Source organism: Sphingomonas sp. HMP9 (genome assembly GCF_013374115.1).
Taxonomy (GTDB): Bacteria; Pseudomonadota; Alphaproteobacteria; order Sphingomonadales; family Sphingomonadaceae; genus Sphingomonas.
Window position 1 is genome coordinate 1,848,793 of sequence record NZ_AP022673.1, and the last position, 22,092, is coordinate 1,870,884.

General features: G+C 66.0%; 24 protein-coding genes. 9 read left to right on the top strand and 15 right to left on the bottom strand.

Going from position 1 to position 22,092, the window contains the following annotated elements; genetic code table 11:
• The first annotated feature begins 235 nt into the window (after nt 1-235).
• Both HMP09_RS08110 and HMP09_RS08115 read left to right on the top strand, forming a co-directional pair.
• Nucleotides 236-1,540 (top strand): alkaline phosphatase family protein, encoded by a 1,305-nt coding sequence (locus HMP09_RS08110; RefSeq protein WP_176499939.1) that lies wholly within the window; start codon nt 236-238, stop codon nt 1,538-1,540.
• A 14-nt stretch (nt 1,541-1,554) separates the two neighbouring features.
• Nucleotides 1,555-1,998, top strand: coding sequence for a MaoC family dehydratase (locus tag HMP09_RS08115; protein WP_176499940.1), 444 nt, complete (start codon nt 1,555-1,557; stop codon nt 1,996-1,998).
• A 36-nt stretch (nt 1,999-2,034) separates the two neighbouring features.
• Here HMP09_RS08115 and HMP09_RS08120 read toward each other — a convergent pair whose 3' ends face one another.
• The 5 genes from HMP09_RS08120 to petA all read right to left on the bottom strand — a co-directional run bounded on the left by HMP09_RS08120 (nt 2,035) and on the right by petA (nt 6,938).
• Nucleotides 2,035-2,682 (bottom strand): hypothetical protein, encoded by a 648-nt coding sequence (locus HMP09_RS08120; protein ID WP_176499941.1) that lies wholly within the window; start codon nt 2,680-2,682, stop codon nt 2,035-2,037.
• Between the two features lie 808 nt (nt 2,683-3,490).
• Nucleotides 3,491-4,039 carry an adenine phosphoribosyltransferase gene (locus HMP09_RS08125; protein WP_055880983.1) on the bottom strand — a complete coding sequence of 183 codons (549 nt, stop codon included), beginning with the start codon at nt 4,037-4,039 and terminating at the stop codon, nt 3,491-3,493.
• A 138-nt stretch (nt 4,040-4,177) separates the two neighbouring features.
• On the bottom strand, nt 4,178-5,020 hold the full coding sequence (locus HMP09_RS08130) for a cytochrome c1 (protein ID WP_176499942.1): 843 nt from the start codon (nt 5,018-5,020) through the stop codon (nt 4,178-4,180).
• Nucleotides 5,021-5,041: 21 nt separating this feature from the next.
• Nucleotides 5,042-6,361 (bottom strand): cytochrome b, encoded by a 1,320-nt coding sequence (locus HMP09_RS08135; protein WP_151991015.1) that lies wholly within the window; start codon nt 6,359-6,361, stop codon nt 5,042-5,044.
• A 10-nt stretch (nt 6,362-6,371) separates the two neighbouring features.
• Nucleotides 6,372-6,938 (bottom strand): ubiquinol-cytochrome c reductase iron-sulfur subunit, encoded by a 567-nt coding sequence (gene petA, locus HMP09_RS08140; protein ID WP_056489394.1) that lies wholly within the window; start codon nt 6,936-6,938, stop codon nt 6,372-6,374.
• Nucleotides 6,939-7,142: 204 nt separating this feature from the next.
• Here petA and HMP09_RS08145 point away from each other — a divergent pair, with 204 nt between their 5' ends.
• The 3 genes from HMP09_RS08145 (at nt 7,143) to HMP09_RS08155 (ending at nt 9,176) form a co-directional block, all read left to right on the top strand.
• Complete coding sequence (locus tag HMP09_RS08145; protein WP_176499943.1) at nt 7,143-7,592, top strand: tRNA (cytidine(34)-2'-O)-methyltransferase; 450 nt, start codon at nt 7,143-7,145, stop codon at nt 7,590-7,592.
• A 146-nt stretch (nt 7,593-7,738) separates the two neighbouring features.
• Nucleotides 7,739-8,581, top strand: a complete 843-nt coding sequence (gene hemF / locus HMP09_RS08150) for an oxygen-dependent coproporphyrinogen oxidase (protein ID WP_176499944.1) — start codon at nt 7,739-7,741, stop codon at nt 8,579-8,581.
• Between the two features lies 1 nt (nt 8,582).
• Nucleotides 8,583-9,176, top strand: coding sequence for a GNAT family N-acetyltransferase (locus tag HMP09_RS08155; RefSeq protein ID WP_176499945.1), 594 nt, complete (start codon nt 8,583-8,585; stop codon nt 9,174-9,176).
• A gap of 283 nt (nt 9,177-9,459) precedes the next feature.
• Here HMP09_RS08155 and HMP09_RS08160 read toward each other — a convergent pair whose 3' ends face one another.
• Together HMP09_RS08160 and HMP09_RS08165 are read right to left on the bottom strand one after the other, a co-directional pair.
• Nucleotides 9,460-10,200 (bottom strand): hypothetical protein, encoded by a 741-nt coding sequence (locus HMP09_RS08160; protein ID WP_176499946.1) that lies wholly within the window; start codon nt 10,198-10,200, stop codon nt 9,460-9,462.
• Nucleotides 10,197-11,045, bottom strand: a complete 849-nt coding sequence (locus HMP09_RS08165) for a hypothetical protein (protein ID WP_176499947.1) — start codon at nt 11,043-11,045, stop codon at nt 10,197-10,199. The genes HMP09_RS08160 and HMP09_RS08165 overlap by 4 nt, the downstream gene beginning before the upstream one ends.
• A 118-nt stretch (nt 11,046-11,163) precedes the next feature.
• Here HMP09_RS08165 and lipB point away from each other — a divergent pair, with 118 nt between their 5' ends.
• The 3 genes from lipB to HMP09_RS08180 all read left to right on the top strand — a co-directional run bounded on the left by lipB (nt 11,164) and on the right by HMP09_RS08180 (nt 13,202).
• The gene (lipB, locus tag HMP09_RS08170) at nt 11,164-11,817 is read left to right on the top strand and encodes a lipoyl(octanoyl) transferase LipB (RefSeq protein ID WP_232090799.1); all 654 of its coding nucleotides are present in this window, start codon (nt 11,164-11,166) and stop codon (nt 11,815-11,817) included.
• A 103-nt stretch (nt 11,818-11,920) separates the two neighbouring features.
• A complete protein-coding gene (locus HMP09_RS08175) occupies nt 11,921-12,187 on the top strand; it encodes a hypothetical protein (protein ID WP_055881015.1) in 267 nt (88 codons plus the stop codon).
• A gap of 304 nt (nt 12,188-12,491) precedes the next feature.
• The gene (locus tag HMP09_RS08180) at nt 12,492-13,202 is read left to right on the top strand and encodes a hypothetical protein (protein WP_176499948.1); all 711 of its coding nucleotides are present in this window, start codon (nt 12,492-12,494) and stop codon (nt 13,200-13,202) included.
• A gap of 70 nt (nt 13,203-13,272) precedes the next feature.
• On the opposite strand, the gene queE is transcribed toward HMP09_RS08180, so the two are convergent.
• The 8 genes from queE to parE all read right to left on the bottom strand — a co-directional run bounded on the left by queE (nt 13,273) and on the right by parE (nt 20,888).
• Entirely contained in the window at nt 13,273-13,905 is a 633-nt protein-coding gene (queE, locus tag HMP09_RS08185; protein ID WP_176499949.1) for a 7-carboxy-7-deazaguanine synthase, read from the bottom strand.
• A 3-nt stretch (nt 13,906-13,908) separates the two neighbouring features.
• Nucleotides 13,909-14,625, bottom strand: coding sequence for a 7-cyano-7-deazaguanine synthase QueC (gene queC / locus HMP09_RS08190; RefSeq protein WP_176499950.1), 717 nt, complete (start codon nt 14,623-14,625; stop codon nt 13,909-13,911).
• 295 nt (nt 14,626-14,920) lie between these two features.
• Nucleotides 14,921-15,826: an Hsp33 family molecular chaperone HslO gene (gene hslO / locus HMP09_RS08195; RefSeq protein WP_176499951.1), complete on the bottom strand. Its 906-nt coding sequence runs from the start codon at nt 15,824-15,826 to the stop codon at nt 14,921-14,923.
• Between the two features lie 148 nt (nt 15,827-15,974).
• A complete protein-coding gene (gene argF / locus HMP09_RS08200) occupies nt 15,975-16,895 on the bottom strand; it encodes an ornithine carbamoyltransferase (protein ID WP_176499952.1) in 921 nt (306 codons plus the stop codon).
• Nucleotides 16,896-17,034: 139 nt separating this feature from the next.
• A complete protein-coding gene (locus tag HMP09_RS08205) occupies nt 17,035-18,225 on the bottom strand; it encodes an aspartate aminotransferase family protein (protein WP_176499953.1) in 1,191 nt (396 codons plus the stop codon).
• A 106-nt stretch (nt 18,226-18,331) separates the two neighbouring features.
• Nucleotides 18,332-18,592 carry a BrnA antitoxin family protein gene (locus tag HMP09_RS08210; protein ID WP_332103273.1) on the bottom strand — a complete coding sequence of 87 codons (261 nt, stop codon included), beginning with the start codon at nt 18,590-18,592 and terminating at the stop codon, nt 18,332-18,334.
• The gene (locus HMP09_RS08215) at nt 18,585-18,842 is read right to left on the bottom strand and encodes a BrnT family toxin (RefSeq protein WP_176499954.1); all 258 of its coding nucleotides are present in this window, start codon (nt 18,840-18,842) and stop codon (nt 18,585-18,587) included. The genes HMP09_RS08210 and HMP09_RS08215 overlap by 8 nt, the downstream gene beginning before the upstream one ends.
• 39 nt (nt 18,843-18,881) lie before the next feature.
• Nucleotides 18,882-20,888: a DNA topoisomerase IV subunit B gene (gene parE / locus HMP09_RS08220; protein ID WP_176499955.1), complete on the bottom strand. Its 2,007-nt coding sequence runs from the start codon at nt 20,886-20,888 to the stop codon at nt 18,882-18,884.
• A 159-nt stretch (nt 20,889-21,047) separates the two neighbouring features.
• On the opposite strand from parE, the gene HMP09_RS08225 reads away from it, so the two are divergent.
• Nucleotides 21,048-21,905: an outer membrane protein gene (locus HMP09_RS08225; RefSeq protein ID WP_176499956.1), complete on the top strand. Its 858-nt coding sequence runs from the start codon at nt 21,048-21,050 to the stop codon at nt 21,903-21,905.
• The last annotated feature ends 187 nt before the right edge of the window (nt 21,906-22,092 follow it).

Here is a 22,092-nt window from a genome sequence, read left to right on the forward strand (position 1 = left end):
AGGCCGGGGCCCAGTTGGCTCGGCCGGGCTAACCGTTCGCAACGCACATCAGCGACGTCGCCCAACTGGACCCCGGCCTTCGCCGGGGAGGTGCTTTGTGCAAACGAACCCAAATTTCGAGCTGTCGCACACTGGTCATGGCTGCATATCGGCCCCGCCCGACGGATCGCTTCCACTCGCCGTTCGTGCCGCGTAAGGACCGCGCGAAGTCGCCACCTTCTCGGGACGAACGGTTATGATCAAGACGACTGCGCTCGCACTCCTCGGACTGACGCTCGCCGGGTGCGCCTATCCGTACACGCCCCCTGCCCTGGCGCCGATTACTGCCCCCGCCCCGCCATCGACGGCAGCGGCGGCGATGCCCGGCGAGACACGCGCGCCGGTCACGATCCTGGTATCGATCGACGGCTTCCGGCCGGATTATCTCGATCGGGGCGGGACGCCCAACCTCAACCGCCTTCGCACAGGCGGGGTGTTCGCGGGCATGCGGCCGTCGTTCCCGAGCATCACCTTTCCCAATCACTGGACGCTGGTGACGGGCCTGCGTCCCGATCGCAGCGGGATCATCGGCAACAAGATGGAGGATCCGGCGCGACCGGGCGAGACCTTCACGATGGCGACCGACGATCCGTTCTGGTGGAGCGAGAGCTCGCCGATCTGGGTCGACGCGGAGAAGGCCGGGATCCGGACCGCAACGATGTTCTGGCCGGGCGCGAACGTGGCGGTCGGCGGCACGGTGAAGCGCGACAGCCACGGGGCGATCGACGGCGGCACGCGACCGGAGGACTGGCAGCAGTTCAACCAGCAGGTGTCGGGCACGCAGCGAGTCAATGCGGTGCTCGACTGGATGCGGCGGCCCGCGGCGATCCGCCCGAAGCTGGTGACGTTGTATTTCGATACGGTGGACAGCGCAGGCCATGCGGACGGGCCGGACAGCGCGGGTGTCACTCAGGCCGTGGCGGACGTCGATGCGAGCATCGGTGCGCTGGTCGACGGCCTCGCCGCGCTGGGACAGACGGCGAACCTTGTCATCGTCGCGGACCACGGCATGGCGGCGACGAGCAGCACCCGCGTCGTGGCGCTCGATACGATCGCGGACAAGGCGGACTATCGCACCGTCGAGATGGGGCCGTACGCGACAATGTTCGCGGTGCCGGGGCATGAGGCGGCGCTGGAGGCACGGTTGCTGAAGCCCCATGCGCACCTGCAGTGCTGGCGGAAGGGGGAAATCCCGGCGCGGTTCCATTACGGACGCAATCCGCGGGTGCCGAGCTATCTGTGCCTCGCCGATGTCGGCTGGCGGGTCGACACCAGCGCGCCGACCAAGGCGTCGGTCGGCGGGATGCATGGGTATGACAATATGGCGCCGGAGATGCGCGCGCTGTTCATCGCCAACGGGCCGGCGTTCGCACGCGGCAAGACGATCCCGAGCTTCGACAATGTCGCGATCGAGCCCTTGCTGCGCGACCTGATCGGACTGCCCGCCGAAGCGGGGCTGGACGGCACCGACGCGCCCTTCCAGAAGGTGATGCAACGATAAGAGGAGAGGTTTGCGTGCAGTATTTCGAGGATATCGAGGTCGGTCGGACCGCGTCGTTCGGCGCCTATGCCGTCACCCGCGAGGAGGTGATGGACTTCGCGGCGAAATACGATCCGCAGCCGTTTCACCTGTCGGACGAGGCTGCCGCGCAGACGCATTTCGGGCGGCTGTCGGCGAGCGGGTGGCATACCTGCGCGATGACGATGTCGATGCTGGTCGCGCACCTGAAGGAGAACCAGCAGGCGGGCCTTGGGTCACCCGGGATCGACGAGCTGAAGTGGGTAAAGCCGGTGTATCCGGGCGACACGCTGCGGTGCGAAACCGAGATCCTGGAGAAGCGCGCTTCGGCAAGCCGGCCGGAGATGGGAATCTTCAAGAGCCGGATGCGCGTGCTCAACCAGGACGATGTTCTGGTGATGACGTTCGTGTCGAACGGGCTGGTGCAGACGCGCCCATAGGACGCGCCTGCACGCTCTGTCTAAGCTTGGCGCGGATTAGCGCGGCGTGCGGTTGCCACCGCGATTGCCGCCACGGTTGCCGCCGCCGAAGGTGCGACCGCCGCCGCCGCCAGTGCCGCGGTTCTGGCGGAACTCGCGGCGGTCCTGGCGGGCTTCGCTGCGATAGCCCTGGCGGGCGTCGCGACGCTCGCCGCGGAACTGGTCGCGGGTGACCTGGCCGTTGCGCAACTGACCGCGATCTTCGCGGCGATCCTGACGGAAGTCGCGATTGGCTTCGCGGCGATCCTGGCGATAGTCGCGGGCGGCGGGGCTGTTGCCGCGCGCGAAATTGCCCCAGTTGCCGCCACCGCGATAATTGCCGCGGCGACCCTGCCAGTAACGCTGCTGAGCGCCGTTCCAGCGATAGGGACGACGGTTGCGATCGTAGACGTACACGCCCGAGCCGGGATAATAATAATCGCCGCTCCAGCCGTAATAGGAATTCAGGCCGCCATAGCCGGCGAACCCGTCATAGCCGCCGCCGTACCCCCCGCCATAACCGGCGCCGCCATAGCCACCGCCGTAATAGGGATCGCTGGCGTAGCCGACGCCTGCGCCGCCATAGCCGTAGCCGTCGGTGCAGCCTGCAACGCCTAGTCCGAGACCCAGAGCTAGGCCGATAATGCCGAAGCGCTTCATAAACATGGAGATTCTCCCGTACGTGGAGAGCGGACACAACGCGCCGCCATTCGTCGCACAACGGACTCTGTGTGTCGCAAGTTCCATGAACGGGGTCTGACGGGGTTTTGGGCCGGGGGTGGGAAAGGGGTCTGACGAGTTTGAGTTCGGCGAGAGCCTCGGGGGACCGGGACGCCTTACCTTACTGTTCCTCCGCGTACGCCGGGGTGCAGGGTAGCGGTACGCTACGATATTTAGCTGGGCCCCCGCGTCCGCGGGGGAACGGTTTGGGAGGGACGGTTCCTCCCCGGCAGAGGCCGGGGCCCAATTGGAATGGCTGAAGTAATGGGGCGACGCCCTTCGTTAGCAACGTTCCCCAACTGGACCCCGGCCTCCGCCGGGGAGGTATCTAGTGGTGCGTAGTTCAGTCCACTCCAAGCGTGCGCTAGGTGCGAGCATTGGATGACGACGTGTATCGGCGCCGCCCCGGCGATCTCCTCGGTCCACAGAACGAGGGCGCTGCTGATGTGGAGCGGTGGCGGTAGACGCGGCTGTAGAAAGCCATGCTGAGGATCATGGCCACACCCTAACTGTTCCCCCGCGGAAGCGGGGGGCCAGGGTGGCGGGGTGCTGCGGTACTTAGCTGAGCCCCGACGTCGCGGGGGAACGGACGGTCCCTCCCCGGCGGAGGCCGGGGCCCAATTGGAATGGCTGAAGTAACGGGGCGACGCCCTTCGTTGGCAACGTTCCCCAATTGGACCCCGACCTACGCCGGGGGGGAGCTGTGGTTGGCGGCGGGCGCGCGATATGCGAGCGGCGGGCGCGCGGCGAGCGATCAGTGGCCGGGGAAGTCGATCAGGGCCGTGGCGTCGATGCCGTCGGCGCGCAACGCCTCCGCGCCGCCGAGATCGGGGAGGTCGACCAGGAACTGCGCCTGCGTGACCACCGCGCCCGCCTTGTTGAGCAGGCGGACCGCGGCCCGCGCGGTGCCGCCGGTGGCGATCAGATCGTCGACCAGCAGGACGCGCGCGCCGGGCGCGAAGGCGTCGGCGTGGATCGCGATACGGTCAGTGCCATATTCGAGCGCATAATCCTCGGCGATCGTCGCGCCGGGGAGCTTGCCGTCCTTGCGGATCAGCAACACGCCCGCCTTCAGCGGCGCGGCGAGCGCGGCCGCGAACAGGAAGCCCCGCGCCTCGATACCTGCAACGAGATCGACCGGGCCCGAGACCGCCGCGACCATCCGCTCGATCGCGGTCGCCCAGCCGGTCGGGTCGAGCAGCAAGGTGGTGATGTCGCGAAACTGGATGCCGGGCTTGGGGAAGTCCGGGATGGTGCGGATCAGCGCTTTGAGGTCGGCGTTGCGCTCTTCGGTATCGGACATAAGCGTTCCCTTCTTCGCACGGGCGGCAGACGTATCGCGGCACCACATTACGGCCAAAACGAAAGCGGCGGATCGGGCTGTTCGCCCGTCCGCCGCTCCCTCTATCCGTGCGCCCTTACCGTGGGAGCCCTGCGATCATCAATGCTTAACGTCGCGCCAGACATTCTGATACGCGCCCCAGGCAAGCCCGCAGAAGATCAGGATGAAGATGATCGACGCGAACCCGGCGGCGTGGCGGGCCTCGAGGTTGGGCTCGGCGGTCCAGGTCAGGAACGCCGACACGTCGGTCGACATCTGCTCCTTGGTCGGCTTCGTCCCGTCCGCATAGGTCACCTGACCATCCGAGGTCAGCGGCGGCGGCATCGCGATGTTGAGGTTCGCGAAATACGGGTTGTAATGGAGACCCTCGGGCGTCTTGATGTCCGGGAATTCCTTCAGCAGCGCAGCAGGCTGCGTCGTGTAGCCGGTCAGCAGCGAGTGGACATAGGCGGTCCCCTCCTCGCGCGCCTTGGTGATCAGCGAGAGATCGGGCGGCAGCGCGTTGTTGTTCGCGGCGCGGGCGGCAACCTCGTTGGCGAACGGCGACGGGAAGCGATCCGACGGGATGTTCTTGCGTGTCGCGGGCTCGCCGGTCTCGGGGTTGATCGACGGCTGTTCGATCACCCACTGGTTGGCGATCGCCTTAACCTCGGGGTCGGTATAGCCGATCTGGGTCAGGTCGCGGAACGAGAGCAGCCGCAGCGAGTGGCAGGCCGAGCAGACTTCCTTGTAGACCTGGAACCCGCGCTGGAGCTGGCGACGGTCGAACTTGCCGAACACGCCGTTCGAGGCGAGCTCGAGTTCCTTGGGGTGCTTGTGCGCGACGCTCTCCGCGGTCGGCGCGACGGGGTCGGTGATGACCCCGACCACGCTGCCGAAGAGCGCGATGCCGAGCACCAGCACGAAGGCCGCGCCGACCAGGGATGCGATGAGACGAACCATGTGTGTATCCTCGAGTTCGTATCAGTGCGCGGCGTGCGGCGTGGACGACGTCGGCGACGTCTCAAGGGCGGTATGCGCAGGGCTGGTCCCGCCATGATTGGCCAGCACGGCCTCGGTGATCGAGTTGGGCAGCGGCCGCGGCCGTTCGGAGCGCGAGATGATCGGCAGGATGATCAGGAAATGCGCGAAATAATAGGCCGCGCAGATCTGGCTGAGGATCACGTAGAACGCATTCGCAGGCGCCCCACCGCAATAGCCGAGCACGAAGATATCGGCGACCAGCACCCAGAACGCGATCCGCGCCTTGGGCCGATAGTTCATCGAACGCACCGGCGAGCTGTCCAGCCAGGGCAGGAAGAACAGCAGCAGGATCGAGCCGAACATCGCCAGCACGCCCCAGAGCTTCGCCGGCAGGATGAAGTCCGCGGTGAAGGCGCGCAGGATCGCGTAGAACGGCCAGAAATACCATTCGGGGACGATGTGCGCGGGCGTCGAAAGCGGGTTCGCCGGGATGTAGTTATCCGGGTGGCCGAGATAGTTCGGGAAGAAGAACAACAGGCTCGCGAACACCAGCATGAAGATGCCGAGCCCGAAGCCGTCCTTGGCCGTGTAATAGGGGTGGAACGGGACGGTGTCCTGCTCGCCCTTCACGTCGACGCCGGTCGGGTTGTTCGACCCCGGGATGTGCAGCGCCCAGATGTGCAGGATGATGACCCCCGCGATCACGAACGGCAGCAGGTAATGCAGCGAGAAGAAGCGGTTGAGCGCGGCGTTGTCGGGGGCGAATCCGCCCAGCAGCCAGATGCGGATGGTGTCGCCGACCAGCGGGATCGCCGAAAAGAACCCGGTGATGACCTGCGCGCCCCAGAAGCTCATCTGGCCCCAGGGAAGCACGTACCCCATGAACGCGGTCGCCATCATCAGCAGGAAGATGACCACGCCGAGCAGCCACACCATCTCGCGCGGTGCCTTGTACGAGCCGTAATAGAGCCCGCGGAAGATGTGCGTGTAGACGACGATAAAGAACATCGACGCGCCATTGGCGTGCGCATAGCGCAGGAACCAGCCCGCGTTGACGTCGCGCATGATGCTTTCGACCGAATCGAACGCGACCGCGCCGTTGGCGGCATAATGCATCGCCAGCACGATGCCGGTGATGATCTGGATCGCGAGCGCGGCGCCGGCAAGGACGCCGAAGTTCCAGAAGTAATTGAGGTTGCGCGGGACGGGATAGCCGCCGCCGAGTGAATTATAGACGAGCCGGGGAACGGGAAGTCGCTCATCCAGCCACCGCGTCAGCGGCAGCTTCGGTTCGTATTGCTTGGCCCAGGGAAAGCTCATGATGTTTTCCTCAGCCTACCGTGACGACGGTGTCGGAATTGAAGGCATAGTCCGGAACGTGGAGGTTCGACGGAGCGGGGCCTTTGCGGATGCGCGCGGCGGTGTCGTAGGCCGAGCCGTGGCACGGGCAGAAATAGCCGCCGAACGGGCCCTTGTTCTCGCCCTCGCCCGCGCCGAGCGGGACGCAGCCGAGATGCGTGCAGACGCCGAGCGTGATCAGCCAGTTCTTCTTGCCCGCCTTGGTCCGCTGTTCCAGCGTCTGCGGATCGCGCAGCGTCGAGATGTCGACCGCGTCGGCTTCCGAGATTTCCTTCGGCGTCAGGTTGCGCACGAACAAAGGCTGCTTGCGGAACGACGTCTTGATCGCCTGGCCGGGGAGGATCTTCGACAGGTCGATCTCGGTGGTCGACTGCGCGAGCACGTCGGCCGAGGGGTTCATCTGGTTGATGAGCGGCAGGACGATCGCGACGGCGCCGACGCCGGCGAAGGAGACGGCGGCAATGTTGATGAAATCACGGCGGCGAGGGTCATGGGCCTCTTCGTGAAACGGCTCTGGCGATTCGCCGGGAGGAACCATGTCGTCGACTGTCGCCATTCATCTCGCCCTTGCACGTTATTTTTTTCGTGGCCGACTGGGTTACCCGGTTTCGCGAAACCATATCCCCATTCCGCCCGACCGTCCCCACGGAGGCTGCGTTCTGATAGACGGCGCGACCGCGCTTTGCCAACTCCCTTTTGCTTTGGGTTACCCTTGGGCGCTCGCCGCGCTAGAGGATCGGGTATGCGTATTGCCCTGTATCAGCCCGATATCGCCGGAAATGTCGGCGCCATCCTGCGCACTGCCGCGTGCATGGGGATCGGCGTAGACCTGATCGAACCGATGGGATTCACCTGGAGCGAAAAGGCCGTGGCGCGATCCGGCATGGACTATGTCGGCGCGGTCGACGTGGTGCGGCATGTCGATTGGGACGCCTTCCTGGCGCAAGTGACGGGGCGGATCGTGCTGCTGACGACGAAGGGCGCAGTGCGGCTGGATGTGGCCGCGTTTCGCGACGACGACGTGCTGCTGATGGGAAGCGAGGGCGCCGGCGTGCCCGAGGAGGTCCACGCGCGCGCCGACCTGCGCGTACTGATCCCGATGCAGCCTGGGTTGCGATCGATGAATATCTCGGTGGCCACGGCGATCGTCGCGGCCGAGGCGTTGCGCCAGACGGACGGCTGGCCGGTGTAACGGCGACCTCGCCTTGACCCCCACCCCGTTCGTGCCGAGTAGAGACCGAGCGTCGTCGAGGGCTCGTATCGAGGTACATGTCTCTCGATACGCCATCTCGACAGGCTCGATGGCTACTCGAGACGAACGGAAAACTGGACCCGCGCATGATCGAACTCGACCCCCAGCAAGCCGCCGCCCGCCAGTGGTTCGAATCGCTTCGCAACCGCATCTGCGCGGAATTCGAGGCGATCGAGCGCGAGGCGGGCTCCGATGCCGCGTTCGCCTATACGCCCTGGGACCGGATCGACCCGTCGGGCGGGCCTGGCGGCGGTGGCGTGATGGGCGTGATGAAGGGCCGCGTGTTCGAGAAGGTCGGCGTCAACGTCTCGACCGTCGGCGGCACGTTCGAGGGGGAGTTCGCAAAGTCCATCCACGGCGCGGGCGAAGACCCCCGCTTCTTCGCAACCGGGATCAGCCTGGTCGCGCACATGGCCAACCCGCATGTGCCCGCGGTGCACATGAACTGCCGCTTCCTCAACACCACCAAGCGCTGGTTCGGTGGTGGCGGCGATCTCAATCCGCCGCTGCCGATCGAGGAGGATACGGCCGACTTCCATGCGACGATGAAGGCGGCGTGCGACGCGCATGATCCGACGCACTACGCGAGGTTCAAGGAGTGGGCGGAGACCTATTTCTACATCCCGCACCGCAAGGTCGGGCGCGGCGTGGGCGGGATCTTCTTCGATCATCTCGACGGCGATTTCGAGACCAACTTCGCGTTCACGCGCGATGTCGGCGAGGCGTTTCTCGATGCCTATCCGCGGATCGTGCGGCGGCGGATGAACACGCCGTTCGATGCGGCCGACGAGGCGCGGATGCTCGAATGGCGCGGGCGCTATGCCGAATTCAACCTCGTCTATGATCGCGGCACGCTGTTCGGGCTGAAGACCGGCGGCAATATCGACGCGATCCTGATGAGCCTGCCGCCGCGCGCGACCTGGTCGTAGGATGGCGCTGATCCCGGTCGCGGGCGACACGCTGGCGACGATCGTCACCACGCTGGAGATGCGGACGCGGCCGCCGCTCAGGCCGAGCCCGGGGTCGCGGCTGAGGCTGGTGCGGTGGGACCGCCCCGCGCTGGCGAAATACCGCGCGCTGTTCCGTCGGGTCGGCGGCCCGTGGCTGTGGTTTTCGCGGCTGGTGATGGCGGACGATGTGCTGGCGGCGATCGTCCATGATCCGGGGATCGGGGTGTATGCGGTGCTCGATCCGACGGGGATCGAGGTCGGGATGCTCGAACTCGATTTCCGGCAGGCGGGTGCGTGCGAGATTTCGTATTTCGGGCTGATCCCGGAACTGGCGGGGCAAGGTCATGGGCGGTGGCTGATGGCGGAGGCTTGCGCGCGGGCCTGGGCGAAGGGGGTGACGCGGGTCTGGCTGCATACGTGTACGCTCGATCATCCCAGCGCGCTGGGCTTCTACCGCGCGCAGGGGTTCGTGGCGGTGAAGCGGACGATCGAGACGTTTCCCGATCCGCGCGCGTCGGGGGTGCTGCCGCCGGAGACCGCGCCGCAGATCCCGTATTTGGGGAAGCTGGGGTAGACCTGAGACGGGTTTCCCCGCGAGCATAGAGCCAGCAGGCGCAACACGAAGCCCAGAGCCCCGACGTCGAAGAAGTCGCAACCGAAACTCCCTCTCCCCTCTGGGGAGAGGGGCGGGGTGAGGGGCAGCCCCAAGCGGAAACGCTGGCAACAGCCCCAACCCCTCACCCCAACCCTCTCCCCAGAGGGGAGAGGGAGCAGTTGGTGCGTGCCTTCCCCGCAGGCAGTGCAGAGCAACAAGCCTACGTGCTCGCAAACATTGGCGGCCCCCTGAGGCCCGCGCCCTACCGTGCCAGGCGGCGGTAGGCCGAGATCGCGATCAGCGCCATCGCGATGCCGGCCGCCATCGCCGCCACGGCGGCGCCGGCGTCGACGATCGCCAGCGCGACTGGGTTGGCCTGGCCGCCTTCGCGCAGCGCGCGGTCGAGCATCATGAACGGCGCGCCGACGAGCCAGCCGCTGATGTAGCTGAACGCCGCCAGCCCCATCAGCGGCAGCCCCGCGCCGCGGCTGAGCACGAAGCTGCGGCGGATCGCACCAAGCGCGCCAAGCGGGGCTTCGGCGAACAGCGCCGGGCCGGTCAGCATCGTCCGGCCGAGGATGTAGAGACCGGGAATCGCGTACAGCAGCAGCCCCGCCCCCGCCGGCAGCGACACGATGATCATCGCCAGCAGGAAGCGTGGGAATATCCGCAGGCACCGCGTCAACGCCTGCCGCAGGTCGAGCTGGTCGCGGTCGAGATACAGCGCGTAGAATAGCGACGTGCCAAAGAAGCTCATCACATAGGCAAGCAGATACCAGCCGCCATGCGCCGCCGCCCAGCTCTGCACCGCGTCGGCCCAGACGATCGCTTGCGCCTCGTTATTGCCAGCCGCCGCATCGGGCATCGGCGGATCGGGCACGACCAGCGCTAGCGCGAAGGCGGGCAGGAACAGGAACGGTGCGGCAATCCGCAGCAACAGGTCGCGGTCGCGCTTGAAGAGCGTCCAGGCGTCGGTGAGAACGGTCGCGAAATCGAGCTTCATGGGACGGCGTGTTTCTCTCTGGTCGCGACATAGAGCTGCGCGGTGAAGACGGCGGCGAGTGCCGTGAAGGCGGTGGTGACGATCGAGCCGGCAACGCCGGCGAGGAAGGCGGCCGTCGCGGTGGAGCCTGCGCCCAGCACGAGGCGGAAGATGATACCCGTGACCGCTTGCGCGGCGCCGGTAGCGACCAGCAGCACGATGCCGAACAGGATCAGCACGCCGATGATCCGCCACGTCATGCCCTTCGTGAGCTGGATCGACCGACGGATCGCACCGACGCCGAGGCGTTCGTTGAGGATGACCGGATTGAGCAGCACCAGTCGCGCGCCGATCCAGAGCAGGACGAGCAGATAGGCCAGCCCGTAAAGCGCGGTGAAGCTGGCGGCACTGACGCTGGGCGGTGTCATCTGCGCGCTCGATCCGTTCGCCGCGGCGGCGAAGTCGAAGCCGGACTGGACCAGCACGACGATCGGCGGCACCGCAAGCAGGACCGCGACGATCGTCAACAGGACGGTAATGCCCAGCGCCGGGAGCACGCGCGCGCTGCCCTGGCGACGCGCGGATGCGGCGTCGACCGCAGGATCGGTCGCGATCGCGACGATGGCGAGTTGCGCCCAGACCAACGCGACGAGCGCGCCGATCGTCAGGACTGCGCCGACCAGCATCGAAAGGGGATTCGTGCGCGACGAGAATGCGACGAAACCATCGCGCACGACCGTCGGCAATAATATCCCGAGCACCGCGATCCGCGCGATCATGCCGGTGCGTCCGTTGAGCACCTCGACCGTACGATCCCAGACCGTTCCCATCTTCACGCGTGCATTGACCATGCCCGTCGTCGCCATGCCCGTGCTCCCACCATTCCCGTTCCTGCGCGAGGTAGCCCAAGCCCTCGCGCTTGACCACATGGTTGCAACGCGCGCCGCAGTTGCATCTTCGGGTCCGGGTGCGCAATTGGGACCGGTGACCACCCCTCTCCTCTCCGATATCGAATGGCGGACCAGCGCCGGCCTCACCCCCTATGCGGATGCACTGGCCGAAATGGAGACGCGGGCAGCCGCGGTCGGCGCAGGCCAGGCGCGCGAGCTCTTGTGGATGCTCGAACACCCGCCGGTCTACACCGCGGGGACCAGCGCCGAGCCCGGCGACCTGATCGATGCACGCTTTCCCGTGATCCCGACGGGGCGTGGCGGAAAATACACCTATCACGGGCCGGGGCAGCGGATCGGCTATGTCGTGCTCGACCTCACCAAGCGCGGGCGCGACGTGCGGTGCTACGTCCACGCGCTGGAATCCTGGGTGATCGCGGCGCTTGGCGCGCTTGGCGTCGAGGCGTTTGCGGTCGATGGGCGGGTCGGCATCTGGACGCTCGATCGGGGCCGCGAGGCGAAGATCGGCGCGATCGGCGTGCGCGTGAAGCGCTGGGTGACGCTGCATGGCTTCTCGGTCAACGTCGCCCCGGACCTGTCGCACTTCGGTGGCATCGTGCCGTGCGGCCTGCCCGATTACGGGGTTACCAGCCTGCAATCGCTTGGCATTCGGGCCGACCTTGCAACTTTCGACGATGCCCTGGCGTTGACGACCGATGCTTTCCTTAAAACAGTTTCTTGTCCTTGAGAAAACGAGGCTTGAGGGCAAAGCGTTATCGGATTAATGTCCACTACGATTTGGGTATTAAGGGCGAGCAGCCAGCCAAATCCTCTTTCTAGGGAGCTTCCACATGCGTGCACTCATTTCCAAGGTTCTGACCGGTTCGCTGATCGCCAGCGCAGCACTTGCCGTTTCGGCTTGCGGTCCGAAGACCGAGACGACCACCGACAACACGATGGTCACCGACATGAACGCCACTGAAGGCATGGACACCATGACTGACAACATGACCGCAGTCGACGGTGCGTCGAACGGTGGCATGATGGCAAACGACACCATGATGGCGAACGACACGATGATGTCGAACGACACCATGATGACCAACAACGCAATGTAATCCCTTGGCGATCGCCCGTTTAGGCGGGCGGTCTCCAACCGGACTTACGTGGTGTGAAGGGCCGCCCGGGCAACCGGGCGGCCCTTTCTCTTGGTCGGGACGGAATGTGCGATCCTCGCCCGCCCGGGGACGATTGATCGGAGCGATTCCCCTGCGGCCGGACGTCGTTTCGGATGCGGCGAATCGAGTTCTGTGGCTTGGTGAAAACTCCGTGCTTGCGATTGCGGGAAAAGGTTAAAATCGCTTGGGAGTTTCTGCGAAACGCTTTAGATTCGATCACTTGGAATGCCCCGGGGAGGTTGGAATGAAGGTGTTGCGTACCGCGCTCGCGCTTTGCGTAGCGTCGAGCGGGCTCGCTATGGCGCAGTCGGCGTCGGCGCAGTTCTTTTTGCAGTCGCGCGATTTCTCGGGCGCAGCGGTGACCGGCGAGGAATCCGATCTCGGCCAGCCTCTGCCTGGCGCGACGTCGGCGGAAATGCGCGCGGCGTTGGTGTGGCACATGCGCGCGGCACTGAACGTCGCAGCATTGCAGTGCCAGTTCGAACCGACGCTTTTGACCGTGCCGAACTACAACTCGATCCTGGCGGACCACGGCGAGGAGCTGAAGGGGGCGTTCGATACGCTGACCAAATACTTCGTTCGCGTGAACAAGGCGGCGGGCCCCAAGGCTGGCCAGACCGCGCTGGATCAGTTCGGCACGCGCACCTATTCGAGCTTCGCCACCGTGGCGGCGCAATACGGCTTTTGCCAGACCGCCGGATCGATCGGGCGTGATGCGGTGTTCGCACCCCGCGGTCATTTCGCCGAGGTCGCCCTGGCCCGCTCACGCGAGTTGCGCAACAGCCTGATCCCGTGGGGCGAGCAGCGCTTCCCGCGGTATATCGGCCGCGAACGCTCGGCGCCCATGATGATCCGCCTCGACCCGATCTGCTGGAACAAGAAGGGCGAATGGGTCGACAAGAAGTGTGGCGCGCAGAACTGGCCACCGGTCGGTCTGGGGATGGCGACGCGCTAAGTTTGCCGCTTGAGGGTCGGGTGATCCGAGGGTGCGGGTGCACCCTCGCCCTTCGCACCCGGCACGTCGGTTAGCGCAGGCCGAGCAGCTTGTGCGTCTGGAGCGACAGCCGCCACTGGGGGCGTTCCATGACCAGATCCACGCACGCCTCGCGGTTGGCGTCGGCGCGTGGATCGTCGAGCGGCTGAAGCAGGAAGTGCGCGAAGTCCCACGTCTCGACCTCGTGGATATCACTGCCCGGCTGCGGCCAGACCAGCTTCAGTTCGTGTCCGGTGCGCTGGACGACGACGCTGCCCGCCTTGGGGCTAATGCAGATCCAGTCGATACCGGGGTGCGCGGGAATCGTGCCGTTGCTCTCCATCGCGATCCGGAAGCCCTCGGCGTGCAGCGCATCGACGATCGCGTCGTCGATCTGCAGCATGGGCTCGCCACCGGTCAGGACGACGAACCGGTCGCGGAGGCCCTCGCCCCAGAAGCCCGCAACCGCCGCCGCCAGCGCCTGCGCATCGGCGAACTTGCCGCCGCCGAGCCCATCGGTGCCGACGAATTCGGTATCGCAGAACCTGCACACAGCGGTTGCACGATCCTGTTCGCGGCCCGACCACAGGTTGCAACCGGCGAACCGCACGAACACCGCGCGGCGACCGGCGTTCACGCCTTCACCCTGCAACGTGAGGAACATTTCCTTGACGGCGTAGCTCATCGATCAGGCCGGCCCGGATCCGGGACGCACCGCGTAGACGGTCGGATCGGCGATCCCGGCGTCCTCGAATCCCTTGGATCGCAGGCGGCAACTGTCGCACAGGCCGCAATGCGCACCGGCGGGCGTCGGATCGTAGCACGACCAGCTAAGCCCGAGATCGAGCCCGAGACGCGTGCCTTCGCGGACGATATCCGCCTTGGTCATCATCTGGAGCGGCGCCTGGATACGGAACGGCTCGCCTTCGACGCCAGCCTTGGTGGCGAGTTCGGCCAAGCCTTCGAACGCGGCGATGAACTCCGGGCGGCAATCGGGATAGCCGGAATAATCGAGAGCGTTGACGCCGATATAGATGTCGCGTGCGCCCGCGGCCTCGGCCCAGCCGAGTGCGAGGCTGAGGAAGATCGTGTTGCGCGCGGGCACATAGGTGACGGGAATACCGCCGCCGTCCTCGGTCCCTGCGCCGTCCTTCGGCACGTCGATGTCGGCGGTCAGCGCGGAGCCGCCGAACGCAGACAGGTCCATTGGCAGGACGATATGGCGTTCGACACCGAGCGCGGCGGCGACGCGGCGCGCGGCATCGAGTTCGATCCGGTGGCGCTGATTATAGTCGAACGACAGCGCGAGCACGCGCTGGCCGGCTTCACGCGCAAGTGCGGCGGATACCATCGAGTCGAGCCCGCCCGAGACGAGGGCGACCGCAAAGGGAGCAGGGGATGTCATGATGCGTGTTCGCTAGGCCAGCGCGCGCAAAAAAGAAAGGGCCGCCCGGTGGAGCGGCCCCAAGTTTGGCGCGGACGTGCGCCACAAGGGAGAAAACGTGCTGAATAAGAGCACCGGATCAGGGGTAATGCCGAGACGTGAAAACGACGTTAACGGGCACGTCCCCTCTCCCCTCAGGGAGAGGAAGGGAGGAGCCGTAGGCGACGGAAGGGTGAGGGCACGTTTGGGCCACACCCGTGCCCTCACCCTCCCACGCTTCGCGCGGGCCCCTCCCTCTCCCCTTCAGGGAGAGGGGTTAGGCCTCGACCGGTACTGGGAATTTCTTCGCGCAGAACGCGCAGTCGACGATGATGAAGCCGGTCTCGTCCGCCATCGACTGGCGTTCCTCCAGCGGGAATTTCGAGATCACGCCCTTGATGTACTCCGGATCGCAGCGGCAGCCACGCGTGATGGGGATATCCGCGAGGATGCGGACGTCCTGCTCCTCGTTGAACAGCCGCCACACCAGCGTCTCCAGCGGAAGCGCGGCGTCGGTCAGCTCGTCCGCCCCGATCGTGCTGCCGAGCGTGGCGACATGCTCCCATTCGGGATGGTCGAGCTTGGTATGCAGCCGCTCGCGCCCGTCCTCGCCCTCGGGAAGGTGCTGGAGGAACAGGCCACCCGCGACGCAGCGGCCGTCGGGGCCCTTGGCCATGCCGGTGCGGACCATCGTCGGGATCTGCTCGGACTGGGTGAAATAGCTCTGCGCGGCCTGCGACAGCGTGTCGCCGTCGAGCGGGACGATGCCCTGATAGCGCTCGTTGCTGCTCGCCATGTCGAAGGTGATGGCGAGATAGCCCGCGCCGAACAGCGCGAACAGCGACGGTTCGGCAGGCGCTTCGGCGAGCTTGTCCGCGTCATATTCGATGTAGCCGCGGACTTCGCCGCCGCGGTAATCGCAGACCAGCAGCTGGACGACTCCATTGTCGGTGCGCGTCTGCATCGTCAGCTGGCCGCTGGCGTCCTTCAGCGTCGCGCCGATCAGCGCGGCGAGCGTCAGCGCCTCGGCGAGCAGCTTCTCGATCGCAGGCGGATAGGCGTGCGCGGCGAGCACCTCGTCGAGTGCGGTGCCGAGCCGGACGATCCGGCCGCGGGCGCTGCGCGCAGGGATCGCAAAGGCCAGCGCGCGGTCGAGATCGGTCATGTTGGGGTCGTTCACCATCGTTCCTTCGTCATTCCCCATCGCGTCGTCATCCCCGCGCAGGCGGGGGATCCAGAGCGGCAAACGCTCACGGTCTCAACGCCGGCTCGGAGGTTATGGGTTCCCGCCTCCGCGGGAATGACGGAAATGGGGGCGCGCGGGCGTCCGATCAACCAATCTGCCCGAAGCACCAGCGCAGCACCGATTTCTGTGCGTGGAGACGGTTCTCCGCCTCCTGCCAGATCAGTGACTGCGGGCCGTCGATCACCTCGGGCGTGACCTCCTCGCCTCGGTGCGCGGGCAGGCAATGGAGAAACTTCGCATCGGGCGTGGCCATCGCCATCAGCGCGGCGTCGACCTGATACGGCGTCAGTGCCGCCAGCTTGGTCTCGGCGTGCGCCTGCCCCATCGAGATCCAGGTATCGGTGACGACGATATCCGCGCCCTCGACCGCCTCGCGCGGATCGGAGACGACGCGCGCCCTGCCCGACGCGCGAACGATCGCCTCTTCCGCCGGCTGAAACCCCTGCGGGCACGCGGCGACGACGTCGAACTGCATCAGCCCGGCGGCCTCGACGATCGAGGCGAGCACGTTGTTGCCGTCACCAAGCCACGCGACCTTGAGGCCAGGCAGCGTCTTGCCGCTCTCGATGATCGTCAGCAGGTCGGCCATGATCTGGCACGGGTGCGACGCGTCGGTCAGGCCGTTGATGACGGGGACGCTGGCGTAATGCGCCATCTCCTCGATCTTGGCGTGATCGTCGGTGCGGATCATGATCGCGTCGACATAGCCCGACAGGATGCGCGCGGTGTCGGCGATGGACTCACCGCGCCCGAGCTGCATCGAGCCGCCGTCGGACACGATCGACGTGCCGCCGAGCTGACGGATCGCCATGTCGAACGAAAAGCGCGTCCGGGTGGAGCTCTTCTCGAAAACCATCGCGAGGGTGTGGCCGGCGAGCGGCGCGTCGGCATCGGCGCGGCCCTTGGGAAAGCCGGCGCGGGCGGCCTTGCGATCGAGTGCGTCGGCCAGCATCGCGGCGATGCCGTCGGCGCCGGCGTCGGTTAGATTCAGGAAATGGCGGGTCATATTATCCTCCCCGGCACGGGGAGGGGGACCGTTCGCATGGCGAATGGTGGAGGGGGTCCTCCACGAACGCAACACGTCGGGGCGATCCCCCTCCACCATGCTTCGCATGGTCGCCCTCCCCATACCGGGGAGGATCAGTTCAATCGTCGGCGGCGGGCACGTAGACGCGCGCGGCGGTCGACAGCTTGTCGAGGCACTCGGCGATATGGCTCTCGTCGATCACCAGCGGCGGCAGGATGCGGATGACGTTCTCGCCCGCCGATACCAGCAGCAGATTGTGGTGATCGCGCGCGAACGCGACGAACGCGCGGCTGTCGCTCTTGAGCTTCAGCCCGAGCATCAGCCCGGTACCACGGACGCTGTCGAACAGATGATCGTGGTTGGGGATCATCTGCTCGAGCCCCTGCCGCAACCGATCGCCCATCGCGGTCACGTGCGCCAGGAACCCGTCCTCAAGGATGACGTCGAGGATCGCCTCGCCCGCCGCCATCGCGAGCGGGTTTCCGCCATAGGTCGAGCCGTGCGTGCCCGCGACCATGCCCTTGGCCGCCTCTTCGGTCGCGAGGCACGCGCCGAGCGGGAAGCCGCCGCCAATGCCCTTGGCGACCGACATGATGTCGGGGGTGATGCCGTACAGCTCGTGCGCGAAGAACTTGCCGGTCCGGCCATAGCCGCACTGGACCTCGTCGAGAACGAGCAGCAGGCCGTGCTCGTCGCACGCCTTGCGCAAGCCGGTGAGGAACTCGTGGCTCGCCTGGCGGATGCCGCCCTCGCCCTGGATCGGCTCGACCAGGAAGCCCGCTGTGTTGTCGTCGATCAGCGCGAGCGCGCCTTCGAGATCGTTGAACTTGGCGTAGGCGAATCCGGGCAGCAGCGGCTCGAACCCGTCGCGCATCTTGGCCTGGTTGGTCGCCGAGATCGCGCCCAGCGTGCGGCCGTGGAACGCAGTGTCGAACGTGATCAGCGTGTGACGCTCAGGGTTGCCGTTGGCAAAATGATAGCGCCGCGCGGTCTTGATCGCGCACTCGACCGCTTCCGCGCCCGAGTTGGTGAAGAACACGGTGTCGGCGAAAGTGTTGTTGACGAGACGCTGCGCGAGATGCTCGCCCTGCGGCGACCCATAGAGGTTCGACACGTGCATCAGCGTCGCCGCCTGCTCCGCGATCGCCTTGGTCAGATGCGGGTGGGCATGGCCGAGCGCGTTGACCGCGATGCCGCTGGCGAAATCGAGATATTGCTGGCCGTCCTCACCGAAGAGGTACGCGCCCTCGCCTCGGACCGGACGCACGCCACACCGCGGGTAGACGGGCATGAGCGGGGTGATGGTCACAGGCGCTTCCTCTTCGAAACGAGAAGGGCGGCCCCGATGGACCGCCCGGAATGCCTAATACGGGCGGTGAGGGAGGTGCGTCAACCTTGGCCGAACGTGGCGCGGCTCAGACCTTGGCCTGTCGCAGCGCCTCGTTCATCCGCGACTGCCACCCCGGGCCGGTGGCCTTGAACTTGTCGAGCACGTCCGGATCTAGGCGGAGGGTCACCGTCTTCTTGGTCGGCGCGGCCTGCGGCCCGCGGCGGCGTACCAGCAGCGCGGCGACTTCGGGGGGCAGGACTTCGGATGCGGGGCGGGCCTTGGCGAAATCCTCCTCGGTCCACTCGGGATTCTCGTCGAAGTCGGGCGGTGGCGGCATCTTATTCATAACGCCGCATCTCCTTTTCATGCGCTCGTCGAAAACTGATGAGGCGGATCGTCGCCTCTCTCCGCATGAAGACGATACAGAAACCGCGGCCAGCGATCCGGCCATACGCACGGTAGCGAACTTCCCCATATTCGTATCGACCGTCGATCCTGACGATCGGATCATCGTCGAACCCTGCGAACGCCGCCAGAGACACGCCATGCTTGGCGATGTTGGCTGCGTCTTTTGCAGGGTCGAACGTAAACTCCACTTAAGCTCACCCCGCCAAATTGGCAATACGATTTGCACCTCACGCGTCGATCGCTTCCTCGTCCATCCGGCCCGCATTCTCCTGGATGAAGGCGAAGCGGTGCGCCGGGTTGTTGCCCATCAGGCGGTCGACCAGGTCCTTGACCTGCGCGCGCTCCTCATATTCCTGCGGGAGCGTGATGCGGAGCATGCCGCGCGTTGCGGGGTCCATCGTGGTTTCGCGGAGCTGGCTCGGGTTCATCTCGCCGAGGCCCTTGAAGCGGCCGACGTCGACCTTCTTGCCCTTGAACACGGTGCGTTCGAGTTCGGCGCGGTGCGCGTCGTCGCGGGCGTAGACGCTCTTGGTGCCGACGGTCAGGCGGTAGAGCGGCGGTTGCGCGAGATAGAGGTGCCCGCGGCGGACGAGTTCGGGCATCTCCTGGAAGAAGAACGTCATCAGCAGCGTCGCGATGTGCGCGCCGTCGACGTCTGCGTCGGTCATGATGACGATGCGTTCGTAGCGCAGCGTATCGGGCGTGCAGTCCTTGCGGGTGCCGCAGCCGAGCGCGAGCGTGAGGTCGGCGATTTCCTGGTTGGCGAAGATCTTCGCGCTGGTCGCCGAGGCGACGTTGAGGATCTTGCCGCGGATCGGGAGGATCGCCTGCGTCTTGCGATCACGCGCCTGTTTCGCCGACCCCCCTGCCGAATCGCCTTCGACGATGAACAGCTCGGTCCCCTCGGGCGAGTTGGCGGAGCAGTCGGTGAGCTTGCCCGGCAGGCGCAATTTGCGTGCAGAGGTGGCGGTCTTGCGCTTGACGTCGCGCTCCTGCTTGCGGCGCAGGCGCTCGTCCATCCGCTCCAGCACATAGTTCAGCAGCGCTTTGCCGCGATCCATGTTGTGGCTGAGGAAATGATCGAAATGATCGCGCACCGCCTTTTCGACGAGGCTGGCGGCCTCGGGGCTGGTCAGGCGATCCTTGGTCTGGCTCTGGAATTGCGGCTCGCGGATGAAGACCGACAGCATCAGCTCGCTGCCGACCATCACATCGTCCGCGCTGATATCCTTGGTCTTCTTGTTGCCGACGAGGTCGCCGAACGCGCGCAGGCCGCGGACCAGCGCCTGGCGCAGGCCCTGTTCGTGCGTGCCGCCATCGGGGGTCGGGATCGTGTTGCAGTACCAGCTGTACGAGCCGTCGCTCCACAACGGCCAGGCGACCGCCCATTCGACGCGGCCCTGCGTCTCGCCGTTCGCGCTGGGGAAATCCTGCGAGCCCGAGAAGAAATCGGAGGTCGCGCATTCGCGGCCGGCGATCTGGTCGCGCAGGTGATCGGCGAGGCCGCCGGGGAACTGGAAGACCGCCTGTGCGGGCGTGTCGTCACCGATCAGGTCGGACGTGCAGTGCCAGCGGATCTCGACGCCGGCAAAGAGATACGCCTTCGAGCGGACGAGCTTGTAGAGGCGCTGCGGCTTGAAGTTCAGTTCGGTGCCGAAAATCTCGGTATCGGGCGTGAACGCGACGCTGGTGCCGCGCCGGTTCGGCGTTGGCCCGAGATGCTCGATCGGTCCGAGCGTCAGGCCCTTGGCGAAGCGCTGGCGGTACAGTTGGCGATCCCGCGCGACCTCGACCACCGTGTCGGACGACAACGCGTTGACGACGCTGATGCCGACGCCGTGGAGGCCGCCCGACGTCGCATAAGCTTTCCCTGCAAACTTGCCGCCCGAATGGAGCGTCGAGAGGATCACCTCGAGCGCGGACTTGTCGGGAAATTTCGGATGCGGATCGACCGGGATGCCGCGGCCGTTGTCGACGATCGTCAGCCGGTTGTCCGCCTCCAGCGTGACTTCGATCCGCGTCGCGTGGCCAGCGACCGCCTCGTCCATCGCATTGTCGAGCACTTCGGCGGCGAGGTGATGCAGCGCGCGCTCGTCGGTGCCGCCGACATACATGCCGGGGCGGCGGCGTACCGGTTCGAGCCCTTCGAGGACCTCGATCGAGGACGCATCGTAGGTGTTTGCAGCGGTTTTCCCGCCAGACGCGCCCGGGGACGCGAACAGATCTTCAGCCATGCCGGGAGCGTAGCCGCTGGTAGCGGACAAAGCCACAGGCTCCGTTTGTTCTCCCTGTGATGCGAAAGCCACATTGATATAGATTGTTGGTTCCAGGGGATAATTTTCCGGCGACGGGCCGTTTATGAAAAACCTGTCATGAAGTTTCCGGGAGTGAATATGACTAAGACGATGATGGTGGCGCTCGCTGGCGCCGCTACGCTGGGGTTTGCTGCAATGCCGGTCTCGGCCCAGGAGATCACCGAAGACGCGCCGTTCAGCGGCATCTATGTGGGCGCGGCCGGTGGGTATGACGTGCAGCCCAACGATATCGGGTCGTCGATCCAGTTCGATCGCAACCTCGACGGCCGGTTTGGCGATGCGGTCACGACCGCGACGGGTGCCAACGCGTTCTCGCCGGGCTTCTGCAACGGCGCCGCGACCAGCAGCACCGCCCCTGCCGTCGGTGGCAGAGGCTGCCGCAACGACAAGAACAACACGGCCTATTACGCGCGCGTCGGCCTCGACCAGCAGATGGGCAACATCGTCGTCGGTGTCGTTGGCGAGTTCGGCAAGTCGAACATCCGCGACAGCGTCACCGCGTTCTCGACCACGCCCGCCTTCTATACGATGACCCGCGATCTTGCCTGGGAAGCCTCGATCCGCGGCCGTGCGGGCTATGCGGTCAACACGACGCTGTTCTACGGCACGTTCGGCGCGGGCTATGCGCGGATCAACCGCGATTTCTATTCGAGCAACACCGCCAACGCTTATGCGCAGAGCGGCAAGAAGAACCAGTTCGGCATCACCGGTGGCGGCGGCATCGAGCAGAAGCTCGCCAAGAACATCTCGGTCGGCCTGGAATATATGTTCCACCAGTATCAGGACGACGACGCCCGGGTCCTGGTGACGCGCGGCACGCAGCCCGCGACCAACCCGTTCGTGCTGGCACCGAACACGGCCGGGACGGCGTTCAAGCGGTCGGACGACAATTTCCGGTGGCACAGCGTCCGCGGCACGGTGGCGTTTAGGTTCTGAGGCGACGGGCGGCCTGCACCATGCTTGTGCAGGACTCGCCCAAGCCCGGCCGGCGCGGCTCGCCGCGGCCGACGACATGGGCTTTGCCCATGGCTAGCTGATACAGAGGCCGCTTCCCCACCAGGGGAAGGGGCCTCTTTCTTGTTTTCGGGAGGTCGATGCTGCGTCCTTAGGACAGCCGGCAGCT